Here is a 21,194-nt window from a genome sequence, read left to right on the forward strand (position 1 = left end):
AGGGCGCTCGCCGCGCACGACGTCCGTTTTCGTTCGTCGTTCTTGCTCGGGCGCCATTGCGCCGGATTCATTGCTTTTTCCGGTGACTCTGCGCCCGTGCTGCCGTGTGACCGGCTTCGCCTGCAAGGGGGTGTCCATAAAGGCTTCGCCTTTACAAACCCTCCCCCTTGCTCCCCCGTCCTCCCGTTCGCGCCGTTCACCGGGCAATGAATACGGAGCAACGGCGGCCGGCTCCGGATTCAGTCCGACTCCAAAAAGGAGGCCTTCTTCATCGGGGGCAAATCAAGAAACGGCGCAATTTTTCAACTCGATAAAGGAAATCACCATGACCGCATCCGCAAAGAAGAGCAAGGCCAGCAAGACCGCCGCCGCAGTAGAAACGACGACGCAAAGCACGGTCGTCGTGCCCACAGGCCGCGATGTGCTGGTGCCGTACAGCCAGCTGTTCATCAGCAAGCACAACACGCGGACCAAGCGCAACAAGCAAGGCTTGCCCCAACTGGCAGCACTCATCGAGCACTTCGGTCTGTTGCAACGGCTCATGGTCGTTGTGGAAGATGGCCGCATGGGCATCATCGCGGGAGGTCGCCGCTACGAGGCCATGGGCCTGAACGTCGAGGCGGGGAAGATGAGCGTTGATGCGCTCATCGAATGCAAGGAATTCGAGAGCGTAGACGCGGCAAAGCTCTCTCTCGCCGAGAACTCGGGTCGCGAAGACATGCATCGCGCCGACGAGATTGCCACCTTCCGAAAGATGATCGATGAGGACGGCATGAGCGTTGCCGAGGTCGCAGCCGCTTGGGGTGTGACCCCTCTGACCGTCGAACGCCGGTTGAAGCTCGCCCGACTCGCTCCCCGTTTTATCGAGATGTATCGCAACAACGAAATCGATACCGATGTGCTGATGGTGCTCGCAGTCGCGGAAGACCATGCGACCCAAGAAGCCGCGTGGGAAAGTCTGCCGAAAGGTCATCGCTCGGCCTATTACTTGCGCGAAGTGCTGACGAAGGGTGAGGTCGGCGCGAAGTCCCGACTCGCTGCCTTCGTGGGCGTGAAGAACTACGAAAAGGCCGGTGGCAGCGTTCGCCGTGATCTGTTTGCGGACAACAACGACGGCATCTATCTGCAGGACACAGGGCTGCTGCATGAACTTGCTACGGCCAAGCTGCAAAAGACGGCGCAGAAGCTGACGGAGGAAGGTTGGTCGTGGGTCGAGTGCAGTCTTGATTCCGACAGCAGCGACTACCGCAATTTCGGGCGCGAGCGCATCGGCCAACGCAAGCCCACCGCCGCCGAAGCACGCGCGTTGAATAAGCTCAAGGCGACGGAGGCATCCTCCGAAGATGCCCTGCAGGAGCACTACAAGTCCGACGAAAGCGCCGAGGACTACGAGCAGAAGGCCGACGCCCTTGAGACAGCGGCACGTGAGGCCGAAGAAGCGGTTGAGAACTTCGAGCAAGGGCTCGAAGAGTGGATGCCAGAGCAGAAGGCGCGTGCTGGTGCGATGGTGTCGCTCGACTACAAGGGCAAGATCGAAGTTACCTTCGGCCTGATCCGTCCGAGCGACAAGAAGGCAGCAGTCAAGGCCATGATCGACGCAGGCGAAGCAGTTCCCCACGGGTTGGATCGGGGTATCCGGGCAGACTTCTCGGAACGCCTCATGCGGGACATGACTGCGCACCGCACGGCAGCGCTTCAGGCAGCGATGGCACAGAACCCCAAGGTTGCACTTGTCGCAATGGTGCACACGATGGCGATGGCGGTTTTCAGTTCGCGCCGCTCCTTCGAGAGCACCCTGAAAATCTCGGTCCAAGTGACCAGCACCAGCCACCTTGAAGAACTGGCCCCCAGCTACACCGGCTCGAAGGCCGCAGAAATTCTTGAGCCCGCCCACCAGATGTGGGCAGATCAACTGCCCAGCGAGCCCGGCGCTCTTTTCGCTTGGCTGCTGGATCAGCCGCAGCCTGTCTTGCTGGACCTGCTGGCGTTTTGCGCTGCACGCAGCATCAACGCAATTCATGGCCGCCCTCACGGTCGGGATGAAAGCGATGTGATCGCGCAAGCGCTGTCGCTGGATATGGCGGACTGGTGGACCGCGACGCCGGAAACCTACTTCTCCGGCGTGAGCAAGACCAAGGCCATTGAAGCCATCACCGAGGCCTCTGGCTTCGACGCAACGAAGGAACTGACGACCCTCAAGAAAGCCGACTGGATGAACTACTGCACCGCGAAGTTGCATGGCACCCGTTGGTTGCCCGCACCGCTGCGCGTCAAGGTCGCTGCGGCTGCTGCAGACGCTGCAGCCGACGACGAGGCACCCGTGGAAGAGGACGCCGAAGCCTGAGTTGAAGGGGCGGCACCGCCGCCCCTTTTCAAAGGCCCTGCCATCAACTTCATCGGAACACACCATGACCAATCAGCATCAAGTCACCAGTTCTAGCGCCGGGGCGGTCGTTCCCCCCGCACCCCCCTCGCCTACCGAGACGGATTTTCATTTCACGCTCGATGGCCAACGCTACGGCGCGGCCCAGATGACAGCGGCCATACGTGCTGCAGAAGTGATATTTGCGGCATACGAGTTTGCAAGCGAGGAGCTGGGATGCGGGGCGCGCTCTATCAACTGGGCCTCTCTCGACGAGGCGCGCGACCATGCACACGAAGCACTGAGCGAAAAGCAGCGCCGTTCGATCAAAGCGGCAATCGTCGCTGACAGCTGTGGCGTTCAACCCAACGGTGCGGGGATCGTCATTCACACAGTTGGCGACCTGGACGACCTGGAGGTCGAAGGAGCAGACGTCGCCCCCGAGTTCCTGACTTTCCTTCTCGCTGCAACGCCTGTGCTGCGCGTGAAGAACCAAGATGGTGTTGCGCTCGATCTCTTCTACGACATGGACGGCGAAACGCTGATTGCCGAAGTGCCTGCCGGCAAGGAATCGGTACCGAGCAGCGATACAGCGGAACCCCCGCAATATCTCTTCGAGTTCCCGGATTTCGGACTGCTCGACGTGCAATTGCCCGATGGCTTCATTGACCAATCCTGGCACGGCAACACCTGCCCGTCCTTTGAGCTTGCGGCGCAAGATCCTTCTGCCGAGTGGCCCCAGTTCACCCTCTTCATCGACTACCTCGACACGAGCTTGCGGCACGAGCCTGATGCACCTCGATTCCACCTCTATCGCGACGCCGACCTAGAGAAGCCTGTCGTCCAATCGGACCTTTGGTCTGACGTCCTGAACTACGTCAGTCAGCATCGCGTGACGGGTGCGCTGTAGCTTGCTGGCCAGGTCGTTCGCGGCCTTAAGAACGCCCCGGCGTGGGCCGGGGCGCGCTGCCACCAGTTCGCTCCGCGAAAGGGCTCAGCTCGCCGGCTTCGCCGGAAAGAAATGACGAATGTCGGCCAGCCTGGCCGACGGTTGCAGGCCCAAGTAGTAGGCCTTGAGAAGCATGTTGTTCGCAAGCGGCACATCGGTATCGACGCCATCGATTCGCTGGCAGAGCAGCGAATCGTCGTCAAGGTTCAAGTGAATCCGACAGCCGAACGGACGATGCTCGTAGATCGAGCAAGCACTGTTGACGAGGAAGGGGCACGTGCCGCCCGGTGCCGCGGCACGCAGTTTTTGTTGCGCTTCGTTCCACTGAGCTTCTTCGGCCTCCGCCTTCGGAATCTCTACGCTGACTTTCGGGTGGGCCGGCACCAGCCCAGCATGCGCGCCGATTAGATCCGCCTCCGCTTGTGTAATGGTCAACGGAATGCTGCAGCAGGCATCACAACCTTGCCGGCATGCGGCAATTCTCTCGAGAGGTTGCGCCCAGGCTGACGCTGTGCGTTGCAGCCAGAGCACGCGCTGCCGTCCTGTGCCTGCTTTCCTTGCCGCTGACAGAAGTCTCTCGGCGGCGGCATTGGGAATCACGCTGGCCAGCTTTGCTTCCGCACGGGCCTTCGCGATCGGCAGTCGGTCGTGTTGTGCTTGTTGCAGATCCTGCACCGTGTTCTCCGCCGTGTTGTTCACATGGAGTCTATTCCTGGCGTCCCCCAGCTGTGCTGGGTCGCGCTGTCGTGCTTCGCATCGAGCCGGCGCTTCGCTTGTCTCGCCCCATTCGGGCTTCCATCGTTCCCTCCCTTCGGTCGGCTGACGCCTCCGCGCGTGACGCGCTGCGCGCTTCGCTTGCCACCAGGCAGGCCTGCGGCCTGCAGGGGCGCGCTGTGCGCGCGTCTCGTGATTCGGCGCTCTTCGTATCGCCGTTTCCCTGTGGGTTCGCTTTGTCCGGTGACTCTGCGCCCGTGCTGTCGTGAGAGCGGCTTCGCCTTCAAGGGGGTTTCCATAAAGGCTGCGCCTTTACAAACCCTCCCCCTTGATCTCCCGCCATCACGTGCGCGCCGTTCACCGGGCGAACACACAGGGAAACGGCGAAAGCGCCGGTTTCAGTTCGACTCCAAAAGGAGGTCTTTTCGAGGAGCCAAGAGGCACACGAAGAGGCTCATTTTTTGAACGCAGTTGAGGAGATAGCAATGCCGGTTTTTCACTTCATTTCCGTCACGCCGATGATGGTTTCGCCTGTCGCAAAGCCGCAGGTTGTGCTGAGTCACTTCTTTGTTGCTGGTGAAGACCTGCACAAGGCGTGGAGTGTGATCGGGGATTTCTCCGAACTGATTGAAGCAGCGGAAGTGCTGGCGGCAACGGTGCCGGACTGCCGCAACCCGTTGGTGACTTCGACTTTCATGGTGCGTGAGCTGCAGGACACCAGCGACTTCCGGCACTGGGCGCGCGCACAGGACGGGTACCGCGTGTATTGCCGTGGACAAGAGCCCATGAGCCAACGCCGCACGCAAGCTGTCTGACGGCCTCTTCGATAAATCGAACCTGCGGCCCACGGCCGCAGGGTTGAACAACCAACTTCAAAGAGGTTTCAGCATGGGCAAGGCTCGGCCAATCGGGCCCGGTTCTCACATGAAGGAGATCACCGGGCTGCTGCGCGACAACTCCAGGCGGCACCGGATTTTTGATGTCTTCAGCGACTGGGTCGAGATGATGGCGCTGACGTACAGCAACGCCGTGGACAAGGCCAATTTCGAAGCTCGAGAGGCGCGCTATCTCGAGATCACGCGGCGCTACGAACGCGACGAAATCGACCGCTTCGTTCAGATGATGGGTCTGCTCGCCCTCTGGGCAGAGTGTGGCTATGGCGACCTCCTAGGGGAGCTTTTCATGTCGCTGGAGCTGGGCGACGCATTCCGGGGGCAGTTCTTCACCCCGTATTCAGTTTGCACACTGATGGCCGGCTTGACGCTCGGAGACAGCATCAAGGATGAAGTCGAGAGCAAGGGCTTCGTGACGATTTCCGAGCCTGCGGTCGGCGCCGGAGCGATGGTTATAGCCCTTGCCGAAGCCATGCTGGCCAGGGACGTGAACTACCAGCACGCGATGCACGTGACGGCCGTCGACGTCGACCGCACCGCCGTGCACATGGCCTATGTCCAATTTACCCTGTACCACGTGCCAGCGATCCTCATCCACGGGAATTCGCTGACCGTCGAGGAGTGGTCGCATTGGGTAACGCCTGCCCATGTCATGGGCGGTTGGGATTTTCGTCTTGCACGGCGCGCAAGGCGCGATGCGTCTGCCGAGATCTCCGTGCCAGCTGCGCCGGCGGCCGCACCGCCGCGCGCTGCGCTGCCGGCGCCGACGGTTGTCGACCTGGTCGCGGCCAGGTCGGCCATTGCAGCCGAACGCGCTGACCAGCTGAATCTTTTCGGGTGAAGCCATCATGAAGTTCTACGAGCTGAGTGATGGCGAGGTGCTGACCTGGCACCCCACTCTCACACGGGCGCACCGCGAGGGGAAAAAGACCGTCCCGGTCTTTCGCGGTGCGCTGCGGATCTGCGAGGTTGAGGTGGCCACCGACAAGGCCGGCGTTCTGCAGCTGCTCACCGGAGGTTGTCCGAAAGAGATTCGGCGCGGCCGCGCCTGGAAACTCACCACCCGCGGGGGCCTTCGGCCCTTCGAGTTCAGCTAAATCGACTCGCTGAGGCCCTAAAACGGGCTCCCATGCGGGTTTTCTCTGCTTCTCAGGCTCCTACCCGTGGTTTTGGAGTCGATTCGCTGGAGCTGGCGCTGCTGTATTCGGACAAATACCGGGTTCAGGAGGCTGTTTTGCCTCTTGCTGTGCAGCTAAACAGCTTTCGGAGCAGCTAAACCTATTCGGACAAACACCGGGTTTCTGTGAGTGCCCACTCACATTGAACACTAGCAGCGTCGCCATACGGCCAAAATTGGCCCTGCGAAGCCGTTTTCGGACAAATACCGGGTTCGCGATGGCCGCTTGAGAAGACGAAGCCCATGCCACCTGGGCTCCCTCGGCGGTCTATTCGGACAAATGCCGGTGATCGATTCGGACAAATGCCGGGTTAGTCGGACACGGATGGATCGTCGTCCGATTCGTCCAGGTCTTCCGAACCGGCGTCGATCACTGGCGGAAGGTCCATGTCCAAGCGCCCCTGAGGGTCTGGGCCGAATCGGAACTCGAGGCCCGTGACGCGCCGGCTGCCGGCGCGCAACACGTTCCACTTGATGATCATCGACGCCTTGTTGGTGATCGCTTCGACCGCAGGCTCGATCACACGGGTGCGCAGGGCTTTAAAGTCCTTGCGGCAGCTGGGGGGCGCTTCCATGGCCTCCCAGAAGTCCTCGATCGAGGTGGTGTGATACCCGGTGCTCTGCCAGGACTTCAGGATCTCGTACAAGCGCCAGGCGTAGACGCTGTCGAATGCGGCCGCGTGGCGCAGCTTGTAGGTCGTGAACTGCTTGCGCAGCCCCAGGAGGTGCGGCGCGATCTCCGGGGAGAAGTTGAGCTCGACGTAGCCCTCTCCTGGAGCGTAGTGGGCACCAGAGACCCATCGGAACTTCTTTTCCTCGGGTTGGTTTCGACGGCCCTTGACCTCGTAGCGCACATACCGCTCGAAAAGCTTCTCGGAAGCGGCCTTGAGCTGTTCGTAGGCGGTTGTGGGGTGTACCCCGAAGGCTTCGGCGTACTCGAGTGCCGAAACCCGCATCTTCCAGCCTGCATTCGTGGCCAGGGCGAGCCCTTTCATCGGGACCGAATCTGTGCTGGCCAGGCCGAGGGCTACCAACCGCTTCTCGGCCAGGTTCAGCCCCTGTGCTGACCGAGCCAGTTTGTTGCTCATCGACACGTGCCGATCGGACGTCTCCTCGGGCATCACCATGGCGTATTCTGTGGCCTTGCTGGGCTGGCTGGTCATTCGGACAAACTCCGGGTTAGTCGTACATTGAAGGTCGGCGTACGGCTATTACACCATTCGGACACTGGCAGGTCAACGACCGAATACCGTTTTTTGGAGTCACACCGGTATTTGTCCGAATGGGTGTGTGGACAGTCACCGGTATTTGTCCGACTCCTTTTGTGGATAGGTCCCGGTATTTGTCCGACTCACCCGGAAAACTGTCCGAACAGCACCGGCCAGCGTCCGAATAGGTGCGGACTTATCCACATGCAGAACCCAGCATCCATGCGGGTTTGGAGGCCGTTTTGTTACAAACACCCTCCCCTTAAGAAACGAAGGAAACAAACTAAAAACCACGCGCGAAAAATTCGGGAGCCGAAACACTCCGCCTCACGGCCGCTTCGCGTCCTCCGGCTCCTCCGGCCTACGGCCTCCGCCCTCGCGCTTCGCGCTCCCACCCGGGTAGGGGCTGCGCCCCTCGCGCTACCGCGCTCACCGCATACCAGCAGCGCCTACGGCGCTGAGCGCGGTAAGACAACGCACCGCCTCACGGCCGCTTCGCGTCCTCCGGCTCCTCCGGCCTACGGCCTCCGCCCCGCGCTACGCGCTCCCACCCGGGCGGGGCTTCGCCCCGTGCGCTTTGCGCATCCAGCGGCGCCTTCGGCGCCGAGGGCTTTGAAAAAATCAAATTCAGGATCTCAGCAGCGCCCGTGCTCACTGCCGGCACCGAAGCTCTACGCGATCGCAAAACCCGCTGCTGTTCTGAAGGCTGCAAGTTTTACTCCAAAGGGGGGGTGGCCTTCCGTGGGATATAACCGTTGTGTTGGTTGACAGGCACGATAGGTTTAGCTAAACTATGTTCTATGGCCGGGCATTTCGCCAAGGTCGCCTACCGGAGCACTTCATGCACGACGAGAAAACCACTATTTCCCCGACCCTTGTTCACGAATCCGAGCGGCTGCAGGTGCTGCCGCTCCTTATCGGCGCCCAGCACATGATGAGGTTTGAAAGCCTCGTGTATGCCTGGATGGACCGGCTAGCGGAGGAGTACGGAGGCGGCTTTTGGAACTTCTACCGTCTCAGCAATGAGGGCTTCTACATGGCGCCTCTCACGCCGGCCGAGATGCGGATTTCGGTGTCGGGCAATGGCTTTTCGCGCGTTCTGTCGGCCAATGGCGCCGGCGTCGTGGCCACCCTCTTTGCGCTCAATCAACTCGCAGCCGAAACGCGGCTCGAGGAGCACATCAACCGCTACTACCAGCTGGTGGAATTTGTCGAAACGCTTCCTGAAGCTGGGCTGATTTACGCAGCGATCGATTGAGGACAAAGGCCCCGGCCACGGCCGGGGCAGTTGTTGAATTTCACAAGCGAGGTTTGTGTGAACGCGTCCCAACAAGTACCAGTTCGGCGGAGAGCCAAAGCCATGCCGGCAAAGAACCACATTCAAGCCAGTGAAGACGAAGCGGCCCGCATCGCTGCGACGTTGCCCGACGACTTCGACGGGCTGCTGCGCGTGGCAAAAGAATCGGTGGAAGAGTGCAATCGTGCCGTCTTGTCGGGTGAGATGAATATCGCCGGATTGGCATCGGCAAGGTACGACGCATCAATTTGGAAGCTCAACGGCGGAACCTTCTTCGCCTGCAGAGACGTCAGCCGCGAGGACTCGGCCGCAGCTCTGATTGAGCGCCACTGTAGAGCTGCCCCAGGCGCAATTCCGCATTGGGGCCAGCTGGGTGAGTTCATGCTGACGATTCAGGGCGTCCGTTGCTTGGTAATCGTGAGTCAAGGGTGGGGCGACTTGACCCGCTGCTGCTTGGAATTCCACGCAGTCGACCTGGACAAGGTTTTCATCTCTGAAACGGGCTTCCGATCAGAGTTCACTCAAGCAAGACCAGGACTGAGCCTGCTCGATGCTGTCGCAGAAGCATTTGCAGCATTTCTCGCTGGGCGAAAGCGGTATGTGGATGACCAGCACCGCAAAACGTTGGCAGAGTGGCCAATGCCCAAATGGCTGCTCGAGCTGGAAGAGCCGCCGCGGCGCCGCGCAGCCGATGAGTCGTTTGACCAGGCAGATCCTGTACCCGAGGGCTTTGTATTCGTTGATGTAGTTCTGCCCTCTCACCAGGCATTCATCGTGCGCAAGTGGGCCAAGCAGGCACGTTCAAGAATTGCTGCAGCGAAGGCGGCAGAGAGAGAGAAGCTGCGCGGGACTTACTCCAAAAAGAAGGTTTTCCGCGAAGGGCAACGCTGCGTGATCGATTGGGAGCCGAGAGAGGGATTGAAGGACAGGCTGGGAAAGGTGGTGATCGTCACAGAGGTCAACGAGGAGTTGGAGTCGGTCTGGGCACACGATGAGAAAGCGGTAACGTACAAGAAGAACCGAAAGGGACGCGTCGTCGTGGATCATGATCCGAGCTGTATCCAGACGGCCTACACGATGGGGGCCCTTAGACCGCTCAACTAAAGGACAAAGTGACCGAAAACCTGCAAAAACCACAGCGCAATTCCATGGTGCCAGCTGACGAAGGTTGGCGACCACCGACGGGCGATGAGATCAGGATGGTTCTTGGAAGAGCAAATCTCACCGGTGGTGAAGCCGCTCGCTTTCTCGGCCTGGGTGACAAAGGGAGTCGGACGATTCGCCGATGGGTCGGAGGAGAAACAGAAATCCCTTTTTCCGCATGGGCCCTGCTTTGCCATATGGCAGGGTTTGGATGCATCTGGCTCCATGAAGAAGCAAGTGGTGAGCAGACAACGACGATGGGAAAGAACGAAATTTAGCGGCTAAATCTCTTGCGTCGAATAGAGAGTTTAGTTAAACTATTGCCCATGGCCGGGCATGTCGCTCTGGTCGGAACCGGAGATTTCCGATGATGGAATGGGTCAAGAAACTGCCAGAGGTGGGAACACCATTGCTCAACCGTGTTGAGCGGATCCAGGCGCTCGAACGTGAAGCGCGTGCCCTGGAACGACAGGCCATTTCTGTGAGGCACAAAGCCTATTTGGATTCGTTGCAGCTGGACAGCGACGTGCTGCAGCAGTGGTCAGCAGAGGAAATCAAGAAAGCGCGGATAGAAGGCGCAGTGCCCACTTAGGGGAGGAAGCGCCCCGGCGAACCGGGGAGCGCTTGACCTTGCTGCTGTTACAGCGAGGTCCAAACCAGAGTGCGGCTTGCGGCGGTATTCCAACATTGGATGCAAGCGAGGTCAAGTCATGTCGAACATTCTTCAATTCCCAGCGCGGCCCCGTAAGGTGGACGTGCTTGAAGTCGTCACTGTCGCGCCGAGGCATGATGGCGCCATGAAAAAAGCATGGCCTTCTGTCGTCTCGGGATTCCAACTGGCGCTCGCACTTGTCTGGCCGGTTCTGCGTTGGGTCCTCGCCATCGACGTTGCCTGGCAGTTTTTCAGGATGCTCTTCCAATGGAATACGCCAGGCGCGCACGCTGGATGGACATTCGTGATCCATTTCCTCGTTTTCGTTGCAATCACATACTTTGTGACGGTGGCAAAGCCGAGAAAATGAGCAGACTGTTTAGCTGATAAATCGAAATATTTGCGGTTTAGCGGCTAAAACAGTTTGACGCCGCACTTTTGTTTAGCTAAACTGTGTTCTCGGGTGGCGGCTGTTACCGCCTTTTTTCAACACAGAGTGCGGAGATTCATATGGGTGATGCCAATGAGCGAAAAACGGCTGACGGAGGAGCAATTCCGGCAAGCGATCAAGGGCCTGCGAATGGCGGACAAGACGATCGAAATGGTGCGATCGGTGCTGGTCGACGGTCGGGTGCAGACGGTGGTGGCGAAGGAGCACGGTCTGACAAAGGGCGCGGTGTCGCAGGCAGTGGCGAAGGTGTGGGAAACAAGCCAGGTGCCGCCGGGGTTCGAGCGCGTCGAGGCCGTCCTCCCAGCCGTCCAGGCCTACCAGGTCAAGCAATGGGCCAAGGCGGCCAAAAAAGGATTGCAGAAATGAAGACTCTCGTGACAGCCATTCAAAAAGGTGGGCAGGGCAAAACCTTTGCCACTTGCCACCTGGCGTTCGACTACTTCGAGCGTGGATACCGTGTTGTTGTGCTGGACCTTGATCTCCAAGGAAATGCATCGACGACGCTGGGTAAATTTGATACCGGCTTCACGTCCAGCAAGCTGTTCAAAGCGGATCTGAAGGGGTTGAAGAAGGCGATGGCTGCAGGTGCTGTCGGCGATGATCAAGGGCGTCTTGCCTTGATCTCTGCAGACCCGGAGTTGGCCAACCTGGACAGCTCTATGGAACTGGCAGATGCGGCCAAGCAACTGCGTGCATGCGTCGCGGAGCTCAGCGAGCATTTCGACATCTGCCTGATCGACACGGCTCCCTCGCTCGGCAAGGCCATGTCAGCCGCCGTGCTTGCATCCGACTTCATGATCTCCCCAATCGAGTTAGAGGCGTACAGCCTCCAGGGTATGAAGCTCATGAACAAGCAGATTGAGACTCTGCGCAGGTACAACACCAAGCTCAAGTTCTTGGGGATGGTGCCGAACAAGATCGATGCGCGAAAGCCGCGTCATGTGGCCAACCTGGCTGCCCTGCGCGAGGCCTACCCGCAGACCGTGATGCCGGTCAGCGTCGGGTTGCGCGACAGCATCGCAGAAGCCCTCGGCAACAACATGCCGGTATGGGAGATCAAGAAGACCGCTGCCCGTGTGGCAACGAAGGAAGTGCGAGCGTTCGCACAGTACGTGTTCGAGAAGATGGAGATTGCATGATGAGCGCCGAAGCCACCACCAGGAACAACATGAAGACCGCAGACACGCCTAAGTCGAGTGGTCTGGGCCTGGAAGGCCTGGGAAATCTTTCGAGCCTTCTGACAGCCGAAGCAAGTGCCTCGGCCGAAGGCGAGTCAATCGCGCTTTCGCTCGACCTGATCGACGAGGATCCCGATCAACCGCGTCAGACTTTCGACGAAGCGGAAATGCTCGAGCTGACCGAATCGATCAAGGCCCACGGCGTGAAGGTGGCGATCTCGGTGTATCGCCATCCTGAGGTCGACGGTCGATTCATCATCAACGACGGTGCACGTCGCCGGCGCGCCTCGCTCGCAGCAGAGAAAGACACCATCCCTGCGGTGATCGGAGAGAAGTTCACGCGGATCGAGCAGGTCGTCGTGAACAAGGTCCGTGCCGACACCCCGCCAATGGACAAGGCCCGGGTCTTCCAGCAGATCATGGAAGAGAACGGATGGACGCAGCGCCAGTTGGCCGAGAAGTCCAAGCTCTCCGAAGCCTATGTGTCACAGCACATGGCGTTGCTGAAGCTGCCTGCACCAGTTGCGAGCGCTTTTGAAAGCGGCCGTTGCACGGATGTGACGCTGATCAGCGAGGTGTCCAAGGCCTTCAAGAAGAAGCCTGACGCCGTGAAGGAATGGCTTGCAGACGACACACAGGAGATCACCCGCGGTTCGGTGAAGCTGCTTCGTGAATTTCTCGACGAGAGGTCAGACCAGGCCCGCGAATCGGACGGCGGCACTGAGACAGGTGGCGACGAACCGAGCACGACAAAGCCGACCGCTGGCGCGGATAAGACTCCAAAGGAAAAGTCGGAGAAAGAGCCCGATCCTGAAAAAATTAAGAAGGCAATCATCCTCGGCACCTACAAGAAGCGCCCAGTTCGGTTGCTAACCGGAAAACGCTGGTCTGCGGAAGGCTTCGCATGGATCAAATACGAGGACGATGGGCAGGAAATTGAGATCGAACTCGGTGATTTGAAATTGAATCGACTTATTGAGGGGGCGACGTGAACTCGGTTGAAAATATTTCGTACCAGTTCAAAGGATTGTTTGAAATATTCGGGGGCTATAGCCTAGCCCTTCATTTTGGTCTTGCGATCGGAAGTGTGATGCTTCTCATTGTGATGGCTGTGACGGTAGCGAAGATCCGTGGACTTAACGATGTCGCCGTCATGAGCTGCGTGAGAGACATACTTCTGGCCGCTGGATGCTTTGTCACGATCCTTCTCGCCCCCGTGGGCTTGTTCTTGGTGGCGCGAGCGTTTTGGACTGCCACGATGGCCAAGGGTTGAGGGCATATGAAAAAATTTCCATATGATCTGACTGCGAGGACATAAAAGCCATGACCCCCGACGAAGTCAGCTCTGCTGAAATGCTCGTTGCATCACATACGCTGCTTCGTGAAGCGATGGATTATTTGGCTCGATTGCCGCCTAATCCGCTGACAGCTCAAATGGCTCGCAAGATCAGCAACCATCTTGAAAACCCGATGAGGGTTGTTGAGACTAGGCGTGCAGGCCAAGTCGCCGAAATCGTCGAGCAGACGGCTCTGCGAAACGCGGTCGGGGTGCATGGCACTGGTTGGTTTCTTCCCAGCGGCATCCCTGCGTTGGAGCTGTGGGTGGTCGGCTCGCTCGCGAAGATCAGCTCACCTGCAGCTGCAAGCTACCGCAGTACCTCTTCCGGAAAGTCTTTTGCTTTGGATCTCGCATCGAAGCTCAGCGGGGGCTACGAGCTCAAGCTGCACGCCAGGGATAGGAGTGAGCCATGAGAAATTTGCAAGAGGGATTGTTATTGCTCGCAAATGACCCCGTGGCAATCTTGGTCATATCCATTGGTGCCTTAATCTACGCAGTGGTAATGTGGCTATCGTCGAGCGAGACGTTTTATTATTGGAGGTGCCCTGTTGCATGCGTCGTTGATGATGCAATGGCTCAGGATATTGAAATTCCGGTTTCGGATATTTTGACCAAACCTGCGCCAGGGTACGATTTGTCATGGAGTGGACAGAGAAAGTATGCTGACGCATTGCGAAAGAAGTATTTCATTCGAAAACTTCGAGGTAAAGAAAGAACCGCGCTGTTGAACGAGAAGCGCCGCAGAAAACGCGAAGGAACAGTTCTCGCTGGCTAATCTCAAGCATTCCTGGAAGTTTTCAACGAGCAGATAAAGAATACCTGAACAATGGCCGAGAGCTGAGCGATGAAGGGGAATTTGGGTGGACGAAATACAGATTGGTCGATCTACAAGCTCTTGGATTCCTCCCGACGAATGGATCCAAGTCAGCGAGCTTGAGTACAACGCACATCCGTTAAAGCTCACGCCTGTCTTGGCAGGACGTTGCGCTTCGGTTCAAAAAGTGCGGATTTTGCTCACAGCTGCACATCAGCCTAATTTCAGGTGCACTATCGTCTTCGGCGTCGGAGAGTGGAGAGTGACTCTGCAAAGTCGATTCCACGGTACTCCAGAAGAAGCATTTGAGGAAGTGTGCGAGCAATTAAAAGAATGCCCAGATGAGCCGCAGCTAGGTTGGAAGAGTGAGGTAAACAGAGGACTTATATCCAATAGAGTTCCTATTCTCTCGGTGGTGATGCGAAATGTTGTTCCTGTTGGGATTCCACGCTATTTGTGTACCGTGACATGGAATGATAAAGATCATTCAACAACGAGTTCGACGACTTGGGCAACCATGGGTCAAGCATTGCGAGAAACAATTTCGCGGTGCAATGAAAAAATCGCTAAGGGACCTCGCGGTGAAATTAAACCTCAGCTCGATGAGGCTGCTAAATCACTATTTCTTTCGGGGACTGTCACTTATAACACTTTGCCTGGGTCTCGATTTAAAGCAAAAATTAAGTGGCGCGAACTGGATGGCTCATCGTACGAAGTTGTGGGGCCGCCCGGTTCTTCTATGAAATCGGCATATGACGGGGCTCTGGCAGAGGCGAGTGCACTTCAAGATCGCCATCATGTGGATTGGAGTAAAGCGGCTGTATTGATGCTTCGGGCTCGCCCTCAATCCGCGAAGGTGCAGCATAGGCGAACCGAATTCGGGTCGATCGTGTGTAGCATTATGTGGGGATCGGGCTTTAAAACACGTATCGAAGGAAAGCCGTCGCTATCTGAACGACTTGCATTCATTTCTGCATGCGAACTTGCGAATGACCGAGAATTCAAAACAAAGCAAACGCATTTAATTGAAAGCGGCTCTGCTCAAAAGCGCATGGAAATTGCCCTGAATCGCCTCAGGTCGATGCGCCCAGAATTAGAAACTGAGCGTTCTACTCTGATTGGCAAATTTAATCGGGATGCCGCACAAAATGCGCGCTTAAAAGACATTACCACCCTACTGGCGGTCCTGGATCCTGCGCTTCGAAGAAGCATCGACTTCAGCCGAGCAAATTTATTGCTTGAGAAATTCGTTCTTGATGCGGATCAAGTGCCAACCCTGCCTGGCTACACCTTGACTGCTACACAGCAAGGTAGGCTCATTGGGAGTTTGATCATTTCTAGTGTCGATGCGGGGGCCCATGTCGAGGTTGGGCCAGAGTTCGCCAGTGCAGCGAATGACTTAGGATTGCAGCAAGGCGCCGCCCTCGAGGAGCTGACAGCTCGCCGGCTGTTGAGGCCCGCTTCCGACGGTACTTTCATTTTGACAATGGCAGGGCATGCAGCGCTACTGTCATATGGGGCCAACTTAGCGTCACCGTTAGCGCTTGCCCTGGCCAAGCTCCAGCGGCCCTAGCTTCAAGACGTTTGACGGTACCGTCGTCAGGCCGCCAGCGGAAGAAGCAGCATCCCGCCGGCACGCCGTATCGTTGTCACGGCACGCGCATTGGACACGGCGATACATCCTGGACGACGAACTCCATGCAGCTCAGCTGCCGCTTGTTGTACCGACGAAGAAGAAGCCGAGAAAAAAGCCGGACCACTGGTGAAGGGTCTGCAGGAGGACTCGGAAAGTTTCCGATTCATTTTTCGTTCCAGAAGCTCTGCATCGCCGAAAGCCGCGCATCTTGTTCGGTCGTCAGGTATCCAGAAGTCGTCCCGATCGACGCGTGGCCAAGATTGTTTTGGACCACCTGAATTGGGACGGCAGAGCTACCGGACCGCCCATTGAGGGCATGGGACGCGTGCGAGTGGCGCAACCAATGCGGGCTTGCAGTTCTTATCCGAGCAGCTGAAGCGCTGTCGGAGGCCTCCAGACGTGCCGCACAGGCTTCAAAAACGATTCGGACAGCCTTGTATGCCCCCGATGCCGAAAACGCCTCTGTGGCCCTTTCTTCGAGGTTGGCGAGGATCGGGATGTCAGCGGTCGGCAGTGTTCTCAGATCTGGCTGCATCTCAGCTGCCTCGAGTAGCGCCTTGAGCTCATCGACAAGGTCGGTTGGAACAGGCACCTGACGGTACTTCACCCCTTTCCCGATCACCTCCAACAGCCAGCCGGCAGATCTGGAGCCATCGGCGGCCGAGAACTCGACTGAATCAAGATTTCCGCAGCGTGCGTCGCACAGTTCAGAGATCCGCAAGCCTGTAGCATAGAGCCATCGGACTGTTCGCGAACAGCGTCGCTCCGCCGGCGTCGTGGCTTTCGAAAGCTGGGCGTTGACTTCGTCCCATTGCTGAAAAGTGAGCGCTCGGCCCGAGCCAAGCGGCCGCACTGCAACGCGGGGCAGCGAAACACCACTGAATGGATTGCCGACCACATAGTTTTGAGCGACCAGGAACGCGTACAAGCCGCGTAGGACGATGAGGGCCTGGCGTGTCGCGTTTGTCGACAGCGGACCTTCCAAAGGCCGCCAAAGCGGCGACCACCGCTGCCGATGACGAGGGCCGCACCAGGCTGAAGGCGGAGACTGAAGGAAGGCAGTGAAGGCGGTCGCATCTTCTACAGTGAGCGAAGAAAGCGCCTTTCGTCTCTGAAGGACTGCCCATAAAAGCAGTCTCTCTGCCTCCTTTCGATAGAGGCGCTGCGTTGGGCCTTCAGCCCGCTTGCTCTTCAGCCAGGCCTGGATGGCGGCGTAGTCGTCGGTTGCATCGAGCAGGCATTGAGTCTGCGGCGCGCGAAATACGCCAGCCTGGCCACTGAGTTCGGTCGGGACGACGAACTTCTCGAGAGGAACCAGGGCAGTCGATGCTGGCACCACCAGGTCGAGCTGCGAATGCAGCAATGCTGCCCGCCGCACAGCGACATGGTCGCCAATCTTGAGGCCGATGCTCAATTCGTGCATTCGGATCCAATCGACGATGCGGTGTCCCTTTCGCTCACCAACGCCAGGCACACTGGTCCACCAGCGTGCACCAACACCGTTGATGCGATCCATGAGCGCGCGGAGGGTATGCAGGCCTGCTTGCTCCAATCGGAAAGCGAGCGAAGGAGTTAGCCAGGCTCCCACGCCGTCCCCTGCCTTCGGATGTTCGGCCACCAGCTGCTCAAGGTTGTTGAGCGCTCGTATTTGGAGTTTGATTAGCCGGCCGCGGCGCGATGCACCGGGTTTAGTTGCCTTTTCACCAAACTCATCTGCATAGGCCTCGGCAACTTCCGATTCTGGGAAGTCCTCCATGCCGCGCAGGGCTGTGTATTCGGCGAGGGACGGGAGCGCCTGTTCAGTGCCCAGCTCCGCTGCGTCCATTCTGAACAGGCGAGCTGTTCCAGGCTTTGATTGCCGCTTTGCTGCGGCTGCAAACTCGAGGCGAATCCACTTGATGGCGCTCTTCACGCGACGGGCATCTGTCGCCTCTCCCTCGAGCTGCAGGTATCTCTGCCAGCTATCGCGAATGTCCAAGCCTTCGATCACAGCACGCATGAAGGCGAAGTGGCCAACGTGGAGTTTTCGGCCGCAACTCGTGCGATGGACCATTGTTCGACTCCAAGAAGATCTCAAACTGCGAGATCGCTCATTGCGATCCGTTTTGTTGTTTGCTCAGCACTTCGCGCTGGCGCGCGAGATCGACTTTGGCCTCGGCCTCGATGCGTTGAGCGTCATCTTCTTTCTTGCATCTGTACTTAATGGAGTTGTAGTCCCCGTGTGTCAGGGGCCGCGTTCCATTTTGGATTTCCGATCGCACACGATCAGCTATGCAGCCGGCAGGGGCGGCTGAAATTTCTTCAGGCGTGATCGCTTGTGGGATGCGCATCTGCTGCCAAACCTCGTGCCCCAAAAAAGCCACCATGGCGAACACCGCAACTCCAAAAAAAATCGTTGCGCCACCCAAGCTGCCAGGGTCTTTCACAGGCGCTCCTTTCTTTGTTCAGCCTCATTTTTCATGCGATCACGAGCTCGTCTCTCAAGATGAAAGGAGATCCACAGACAGAAGGTGACAAGTAGCATTGGATCCAGGACGAATCGGAAGACTGGTGCCTGTAGATCGACGCCGGCGGAAGCTGCAAGCAGTGACCAGAGAATTCGAGCAACTATCGTGGCGATCAGTGCGATCGAGAGATTCACGATTTTCGTGCGTGATGACGTTGAGGGTGTTTCGTTCGGCATACCTATGTTCCCTTCGCTTCGAGCTTAAATGCCGCCCATGCTGCAGCAACGCTGCCGCCTTGTGCTTCAACCTTTTCCAGCCAGTGCAACCGCGTGGGCTCGGTCAATTCGTTCCACCATGCAATGCCTGCAGCCTCGTCGGCCGTGGCATCCAAAGCTTCGATGCGCGAAACGATCCAATCATTGAGTGTCATGTCGGCGGCCCGCGATTGCTTGATCCACTGGCCTTTCAGTGTTTTCGACACCCGCAGATGGACTGGAACCAATTCTTCAGAAGCCATAGGATTTCGTCCTCCAGGCCTTGAGCACGCGGTAGTCGTGCTCGGGTAGAACGATCAGGCCGTTTTCGGCAGCCTCAAGAATGCGTCTGCCGGCACCATCCGTGACTCTGTTCCCGTGCAACATGAAGAAGAACCAGGCGAAGGGTGCTTTCGTGCGCTGGTCTAGCTTTTCCAGCTTGCCGAAGAGTTCATATTCGCTGCCCTTATGGCTCGGGATCTCCGCCATCTTCTTGTCGAACGTCCACATGGGAATGAGCTCCATGGAGCGTTCACCGGTGTCGCTGGTCCAGTCGGTCGTTTTCATGACCCAGTGTTCGCAGATCCGCGCGCCACTGCGCCCGGCGCTCGAGGCGGCCCAGTCATCGAAGAGGCGTTTGGCCTTGCCAGGATAGCGATCCCAGTCAGGCGAAAGCTCGTCGATGGTCACGACTTTTTCGCGAACGCCCGTGTAGCTGTCAGACAGCGCGTAGCGCGCCCCTTTGTACTTCGCGCGGCGCGCTGTTTCGAGCGCTTCCGCGTCCTCAACGAACTTGGCCACGTCCACGACTTTCTCGAGGGAGTAGGCAGATGGACGAAGGCGCCGGCGTCGCACTTCCTCCACGCTGTAGCCCTCCTCGGCCGCGTCGACCAGGTCGCGCAGATTTTTTGGCGCGTCACGCCACGAATCCGAGGAAAACATCTCTAGGTCGACGCGCTCGTCTTCTAAGAGCAGATCGACCTGCAGGAAGTTGTCTTGAGCCGGGCCGCCACGGTCGTGCACCAGGTACACGTTTACGAAGTTGCAGACTGAAAGGAGATAGCCCTTGCCGCGCAGGCGTGCACGCGTGGTCGCAGCGTCGCCGGCGTCCGCTTCCAGTTCGAGGCGCAGCCACTCTCTGTGATTCTCATGGATCACTTCGCCGGCGGCGTTGAGCACGGAGCGCCTAACGAGCCTGCCGCCCTCGTCGCGGGTGGTGGCCAGCTTGGCCGCGTGAAGCGGCTCAAACCGGCGCACGGCCTGCAGCAACTGCTTGTGCTTGTCGTCGACAGGAGCTGCAGCGATGGCCTCGGCGAGGCCTGGAATCTCAATGCGGTGATGTGTGTTCGGGGTGATGGGCATTTCCGTTCCCTTTGATCAGTTCGCAGTGGGGTCGTAACCAATGACGATCTGCGCTGGTCCATCGCCTTGCACCAGCGTACCTTTCGGTAGCGTGCCACCGTGCGATTGCGCATAGGCTGCTGTGCAGCGCTCGATCAGCCGCGCGTTCTTGACCATGTCCCGCCCCGTCTCATCAAGAACTCGGTCATAGGTCAACCTGGGTCCGAAGTGCCAAAGTGCGGCCGAAGAGACGATTCCAACGGCCGCGCCGATCAGCACGCCAGGAATGAATGCTCTATTGCTCATGGTCGTTCTTTCAGTTGTGTATCGATCAAGAAGTCAGCCAGGCCTGCGCCTGTTCTTCGATGAGTTCAGACACGGCCGTGAGCTCTGCAGCGTTGTCGCTGTCTGCCGTGTATTCCATCATCTGTGCCAGCACGATCTTGACAGCGCGCGCGGCGGATCCTGCCGCCAGTTCGAATCGATTGGAGGTCGGAAGCGCATCGGGCCGGTACCACGGGTAGTTGGCCGATCGGAGGTGCGCAGTGGGGGCCTGTGGATGCCATTCATCCAGAGCCTGATCTACGCGGGCAAACCAGCCGATTTGCCAGCCGTGCTTGTGGGTCCACATGGAAATCAACCGAACTTCGATGCGCGGGTCTTTCCACTTGTCCTTGAGCCTGCCTGTCCAACGCGCGGCGTAATTGTTGAGCTCGGCGTGCTCGGGAAACAGCGCCAGCTGCACTTCCCCTCTGTGCCCATCGGGGCGGCGACGGCGAACGCTAGGCATGGGGACCACCTGGCTTCAATTCGTCCTTCTTGGCTGTATCGAGCGTCGTGGCGGCTGCACGCATGGCGAGCAGCTTCGTGACGGCCCAAGGCGACATGGCGGTGCGCAGCGCAACGCCGCTGCGACCAAAGGCAAGCGACAAAGGTTTCCCAGGGCCCGATTCGCGCGCAAGTCGCGCTGTCTCGTCCGAGGTCAAAGGCATGAGGTCTGGGGTCTTGCGCGCGGTCATGGGGCGCCGTCCTTGCACTGAGTGGAGCGTGACAGCGCGTGCGCGAGGTGGCGGGCGTAGGTGGCCACGGCACGCCAGTACGCGGCCATGGGGCCTTTGCGACGGCGCCAGGAGATCTCGGCTTCGGTGTTTGCCTGGACGCGCAGTGCGCGCATTACGGCCTCGATACGGCGGCGGTCTTCGGCGGGTAGTGCCAGAAGCGCCCTGCCGGCTTGGAGCTTGAGCAAGGGATTGGTGTAGCCCATGTTGATGGTGATCCTGTTCAGGAAGACCGGTGCCGCCGGTGCGGATGGCGTGTAGCGCCACGGCTCTATTTTGCA

27 protein-coding genes are annotated in these 21,194 nt (G+C 58.6%); 17 read left to right on the forward strand and 10 right to left on the reverse strand.

Features of this window, described 5'->3' with window-relative positions:
- Positions 1 to 325 precede the first annotated feature (325 nt).
- Positions 326 to 2,344: a ParB N-terminal domain-containing protein gene (locus tag AC07O4_RS30800; protein WP_495306527.1), complete on the forward strand. Its 2,019-nt coding sequence runs from the start codon at positions 326 to 328 to the stop codon at positions 2,342 to 2,344.
- Positions 2,345 to 2,408: 64 nt separating this feature from the next.
- Positions 2,409 to 3,272, forward strand: a complete 864-nt coding sequence (locus AC07O4_RS30805) for a hypothetical protein (protein WP_495306528.1) — start codon at positions 2,409 to 2,411, stop codon at positions 3,270 to 3,272.
- Between the two features lie 84 nt (positions 3,273 to 3,356).
- Here the strand turns inward: AC07O4_RS30805 and AC07O4_RS30810 are convergent, their stop codons facing one another.
- Complete coding sequence (locus AC07O4_RS30810) at positions 3,357 to 4,010, reverse strand: YkgJ family cysteine cluster protein (protein ID WP_495306529.1); 654 nt, start codon at positions 4,008 to 4,010, stop codon at positions 3,357 to 3,359.
- Between the two features lie 500 nt (positions 4,011 to 4,510).
- Here AC07O4_RS30810 and AC07O4_RS30815 point away from each other — a divergent pair, with 500 nt between their 5' ends.
- The 3 genes from AC07O4_RS30815 to AC07O4_RS30825 all read left to right on the forward strand — a co-directional run bounded on the left by AC07O4_RS30815 (position 4,511) and on the right by AC07O4_RS30825 (position 6,015).
- Positions 4,511 to 4,840: a hypothetical protein gene (locus AC07O4_RS30815; RefSeq protein WP_495306530.1), complete on the forward strand. Its 330-nt coding sequence runs from the start codon at positions 4,511 to 4,513 to the stop codon at positions 4,838 to 4,840.
- 109 nt (positions 4,841 to 4,949) lie between these two features.
- Positions 4,950 to 5,759 (forward strand): N-6 DNA methylase, encoded by an 810-nt coding sequence (locus tag AC07O4_RS30820; protein ID WP_495306531.1) that lies wholly within the window; start codon positions 4,950 to 4,952, stop codon positions 5,757 to 5,759.
- A 7-nt stretch (positions 5,760 to 5,766) separates the two neighbouring features.
- Positions 5,767 to 6,015 (forward strand): hypothetical protein, encoded by a 249-nt coding sequence (locus AC07O4_RS30825; protein WP_495306532.1) that lies wholly within the window; start codon positions 5,767 to 5,769, stop codon positions 6,013 to 6,015.
- A gap of 391 nt (positions 6,016 to 6,406) precedes the next feature.
- Here AC07O4_RS30825 and AC07O4_RS30830 read toward each other — a convergent pair whose 3' ends face one another.
- Positions 6,407 to 7,258, reverse strand: a complete 852-nt coding sequence (locus AC07O4_RS30830) for a replication initiation protein (RefSeq protein WP_495306533.1) — start codon at positions 7,256 to 7,258, stop codon at positions 6,407 to 6,409.
- A gap of 886 nt (positions 7,259 to 8,144) precedes the next feature.
- Between AC07O4_RS30830 and AC07O4_RS30835 the strand changes: the two genes are divergently transcribed.
- The 12 genes from AC07O4_RS30835 (at position 8,145) to AC07O4_RS30890 (ending at position 15,750) form a co-directional block, all read left to right on the forward strand.
- Entirely contained in the window at positions 8,145 to 8,561 is a 417-nt protein-coding gene (locus AC07O4_RS30835) for an antirestriction protein (protein WP_495306534.1), read from the forward strand.
- A gap of 102 nt (positions 8,562 to 8,663) precedes the next feature.
- Entirely contained in the window at positions 8,664 to 9,704 is a 1,041-nt protein-coding gene (locus tag AC07O4_RS30840; RefSeq protein ID WP_495306535.1) for a hypothetical protein, read from the forward strand.
- An 8-nt stretch (positions 9,705 to 9,712) separates the two neighbouring features.
- Positions 9,713 to 10,021, forward strand: a complete 309-nt coding sequence (locus AC07O4_RS30845; protein ID WP_495306536.1) for a helix-turn-helix domain-containing protein — start codon at positions 9,713 to 9,715, stop codon at positions 10,019 to 10,021.
- An 89-nt stretch (positions 10,022 to 10,110) separates the two neighbouring features.
- Positions 10,111 to 10,335 carry a stable inheritance protein KleA gene (kleA, locus tag AC07O4_RS30850; protein WP_495306537.1) on the forward strand — a complete coding sequence of 75 codons (225 nt, stop codon included), beginning with the start codon at positions 10,111 to 10,113 and terminating at the stop codon, positions 10,333 to 10,335.
- 118 nt (positions 10,336 to 10,453) lie between these two features.
- Entirely contained in the window at positions 10,454 to 10,765 is a 312-nt protein-coding gene (gene kleE / locus AC07O4_RS30855; protein ID WP_495306538.1) for a KleE stable inheritance protein, read from the forward strand.
- Positions 10,766 to 10,918: 153 nt separating this feature from the next.
- Positions 10,919 to 11,212, forward strand: coding sequence for a TrfB-related DNA-binding protein (locus AC07O4_RS30860; RefSeq protein ID WP_495306539.1), 294 nt, complete (start codon positions 10,919 to 10,921; stop codon positions 11,210 to 11,212).
- Entirely contained in the window at positions 11,209 to 11,985 is a 777-nt protein-coding gene (locus tag AC07O4_RS30865; protein ID WP_495306540.1) for a ParA family protein, read from the forward strand. Before AC07O4_RS30860 ends, AC07O4_RS30865 begins: the two co-directional genes overlap by 4 nt.
- The gene (locus AC07O4_RS30870; RefSeq protein WP_495306541.1) at positions 11,985 to 13,016 is read left to right on the forward strand and encodes a ParB/RepB/Spo0J family partition protein; all 1,032 of its coding nucleotides are present in this window, start codon (positions 11,985 to 11,987) and stop codon (positions 13,014 to 13,016) included. The genes AC07O4_RS30865 and AC07O4_RS30870 overlap by 1 nt, the downstream gene beginning before the upstream one ends.
- Positions 13,013 to 13,297: a hypothetical protein gene (locus tag AC07O4_RS30875; RefSeq protein WP_495306542.1), complete on the forward strand. Its 285-nt coding sequence runs from the start codon at positions 13,013 to 13,015 to the stop codon at positions 13,295 to 13,297. Before AC07O4_RS30870 ends, AC07O4_RS30875 begins: the two co-directional genes overlap by 4 nt.
- Positions 13,298 to 13,347: 50 nt before the next feature.
- Positions 13,348 to 13,776 (forward strand): hypothetical protein, encoded by a 429-nt coding sequence (locus AC07O4_RS30880; protein WP_495306543.1) that lies wholly within the window; start codon positions 13,348 to 13,350, stop codon positions 13,774 to 13,776.
- Positions 13,773 to 14,138, forward strand: a complete 366-nt coding sequence (locus AC07O4_RS30885) for a hypothetical protein (RefSeq protein WP_495306544.1) — start codon at positions 13,773 to 13,775, stop codon at positions 14,136 to 14,138. The genes AC07O4_RS30880 and AC07O4_RS30885 overlap by 4 nt, the downstream gene beginning before the upstream one ends.
- Positions 14,139 to 14,439: 301 nt before the next feature.
- Positions 14,440 to 15,750, forward strand: a complete 1,311-nt coding sequence (locus AC07O4_RS30890) for a hypothetical protein (protein ID WP_495306545.1) — start codon at positions 14,440 to 14,442, stop codon at positions 15,748 to 15,750.
- Between the two features lie 226 nt (positions 15,751 to 15,976).
- Here AC07O4_RS30890 and AC07O4_RS30895 read toward each other — a convergent pair whose 3' ends face one another.
- The 8 genes from AC07O4_RS30895 to AC07O4_RS30930 form a co-directional block, all read right to left on the reverse strand.
- On the reverse strand, positions 15,977 to 17,812 hold the full coding sequence (locus AC07O4_RS30895) for a site-specific integrase (protein WP_495306546.1): 1,836 nt from the start codon (positions 17,810 to 17,812) through the stop codon (positions 15,977 to 15,979).
- A 91-nt stretch (positions 17,813 to 17,903) separates the two neighbouring features.
- Entirely contained in the window at positions 17,904 to 18,239 is a 336-nt protein-coding gene (locus AC07O4_RS30900) for a hypothetical protein (RefSeq protein ID WP_495306547.1), read from the reverse strand.
- A 259-nt stretch (positions 18,240 to 18,498) separates the two neighbouring features.
- Positions 18,499 to 18,777: a hypothetical protein gene (locus AC07O4_RS30905; RefSeq protein WP_495306548.1), complete on the reverse strand. Its 279-nt coding sequence runs from the start codon at positions 18,775 to 18,777 to the stop codon at positions 18,499 to 18,501.
- Positions 18,767 to 19,876 carry a hypothetical protein gene (locus AC07O4_RS30910; RefSeq protein ID WP_495306549.1) on the reverse strand — a complete coding sequence of 370 codons (1,110 nt, stop codon included), beginning with the start codon at positions 19,874 to 19,876 and terminating at the stop codon, positions 18,767 to 18,769. Before AC07O4_RS30910 ends, AC07O4_RS30905 begins: the two co-directional genes overlap by 11 nt.
- A 15-nt stretch (positions 19,877 to 19,891) precedes the next feature.
- On the reverse strand, positions 19,892 to 20,161 hold the full coding sequence (locus AC07O4_RS30915; protein ID WP_495306550.1) for a hypothetical protein: 270 nt from the start codon (positions 20,159 to 20,161) through the stop codon (positions 19,892 to 19,894).
- Between the two features lie 25 nt (positions 20,162 to 20,186).
- Positions 20,187 to 20,600, reverse strand: a complete 414-nt coding sequence (locus AC07O4_RS30920; RefSeq protein WP_495306551.1) for a hypothetical protein — start codon at positions 20,598 to 20,600, stop codon at positions 20,187 to 20,189.
- Between the two features lie 37 nt (positions 20,601 to 20,637).
- Positions 20,638 to 20,874, reverse strand: a complete 237-nt coding sequence (locus AC07O4_RS30925; RefSeq protein ID WP_495306552.1) for a hypothetical protein — start codon at positions 20,872 to 20,874, stop codon at positions 20,638 to 20,640.
- Entirely contained in the window at positions 20,871 to 21,119 is a 249-nt protein-coding gene (locus AC07O4_RS30930; protein WP_495306553.1) for a hypothetical protein, read from the reverse strand. The genes AC07O4_RS30925 and AC07O4_RS30930 overlap by 4 nt, the downstream gene beginning before the upstream one ends.
- Positions 21,120 to 21,194 lie beyond the last annotated feature (75 nt).

Source organism: Variovorax sp. GW821-FHT09D04 (assembly GCF_059416405.1).

What these genes read in the sequence shown, in the direction of transcription:
- AC07O4_RS30800 (WP_495306527.1), top strand. Translation starts at nt 326, where the DNA reads ATGACCGCATCCGCAAAGAAGAGCAAGGCCAGCAAGACCGCCGCCGCA.
- AC07O4_RS30805 (WP_495306528.1), top strand. Translation starts at nt 2,409, where the DNA reads ATGACCAATCAGCATCAAGTCACCAGTTCTAGCGCCGGGGCGGTCGTT.
- AC07O4_RS30815 (WP_495306530.1), top strand. Translation starts at nt 4,511, where the DNA reads ATGCCGGTTTTTCACTTCATTTCCGTCACGCCGATGATGGTTTCGCCT.
- AC07O4_RS30820 (WP_495306531.1), top strand. Translation starts at nt 4,950, where the DNA reads ATGAAGGAGATCACCGGGCTGCTGCGCGACAACTCCAGGCGGCACCGG.
- AC07O4_RS30825 (WP_495306532.1), top strand. Translation starts at nt 5,767, where the DNA reads ATGAAGTTCTACGAGCTGAGTGATGGCGAGGTGCTGACCTGGCACCCC.
- AC07O4_RS30830 (WP_495306533.1), bottom strand. Translation starts at nt 7,258, where the DNA reads ATGACCAGCCAGCCCAGCAAGGCCACAGAATACGCCATGGTGATGCCC.
- AC07O4_RS30835 (WP_495306534.1), top strand. Translation starts at nt 8,145, where the DNA reads ATGCACGACGAGAAAACCACTATTTCCCCGACCCTTGTTCACGAATCC.
- AC07O4_RS30840 (WP_495306535.1), top strand. Translation starts at nt 8,664, where the DNA reads ATGCCGGCAAAGAACCACATTCAAGCCAGTGAAGACGAAGCGGCCCGC.
- kleA (WP_495306537.1), top strand. Translation starts at nt 10,111, where the DNA reads ATGATGGAATGGGTCAAGAAACTGCCAGAGGTGGGAACACCATTGCTC.
- kleE (WP_495306538.1), top strand. Translation starts at nt 10,454, where the DNA reads ATGTCGAACATTCTTCAATTCCCAGCGCGGCCCCGTAAGGTGGACGTG.
- AC07O4_RS30860 (WP_495306539.1), top strand. Translation starts at nt 10,919, where the DNA reads ATGAGCGAAAAACGGCTGACGGAGGAGCAATTCCGGCAAGCGATCAAG.
- AC07O4_RS30865 (WP_495306540.1), top strand. Translation starts at nt 11,209, where the DNA reads ATGAAGACTCTCGTGACAGCCATTCAAAAAGGTGGGCAGGGCAAAACC.
- AC07O4_RS30870 (WP_495306541.1), top strand. Translation starts at nt 11,985, where the DNA reads ATGAGCGCCGAAGCCACCACCAGGAACAACATGAAGACCGCAGACACG.
- AC07O4_RS30880 (WP_495306543.1), top strand. Translation starts at nt 13,348, where the DNA reads ATGACCCCCGACGAAGTCAGCTCTGCTGAAATGCTCGTTGCATCACAT.
- AC07O4_RS30885 (WP_495306544.1), top strand. Translation starts at nt 13,773, where the DNA reads ATGAGAAATTTGCAAGAGGGATTGTTATTGCTCGCAAATGACCCCGTG.
- AC07O4_RS30895 (WP_495306546.1), bottom strand. Translation starts at nt 17,812, where the DNA reads ATGCGTGCTGTGATCGAAGGCTTGGACATTCGCGATAGCTGGCAGAGA.
- AC07O4_RS30905 (WP_495306548.1), bottom strand. Translation starts at nt 18,777, where the DNA reads ATGGCTTCTGAAGAATTGGTTCCAGTCCATCTGCGGGTGTCGAAAACA.
- AC07O4_RS30910 (WP_495306549.1), bottom strand. Translation starts at nt 19,876, where the DNA reads ATGCCCATCACCCCGAACACACATCACCGCATTGAGATTCCAGGCCTC.
- AC07O4_RS30915 (WP_495306550.1), bottom strand. Translation starts at nt 20,161, where the DNA reads ATGAGCAATAGAGCATTCATTCCTGGCGTGCTGATCGGCGCGGCCGTT.
- AC07O4_RS30925 (WP_495306552.1), bottom strand. Translation starts at nt 20,874, where the DNA reads ATGACCGCGCGCAAGACCCCAGACCTCATGCCTTTGACCTCGGACGAG.
- AC07O4_RS30930 (WP_495306553.1), bottom strand. Translation starts at nt 21,119, where the DNA reads ATGGGCTACACCAATCCCTTGCTCAAGCTCCAAGCCGGCAGGGCGCTT.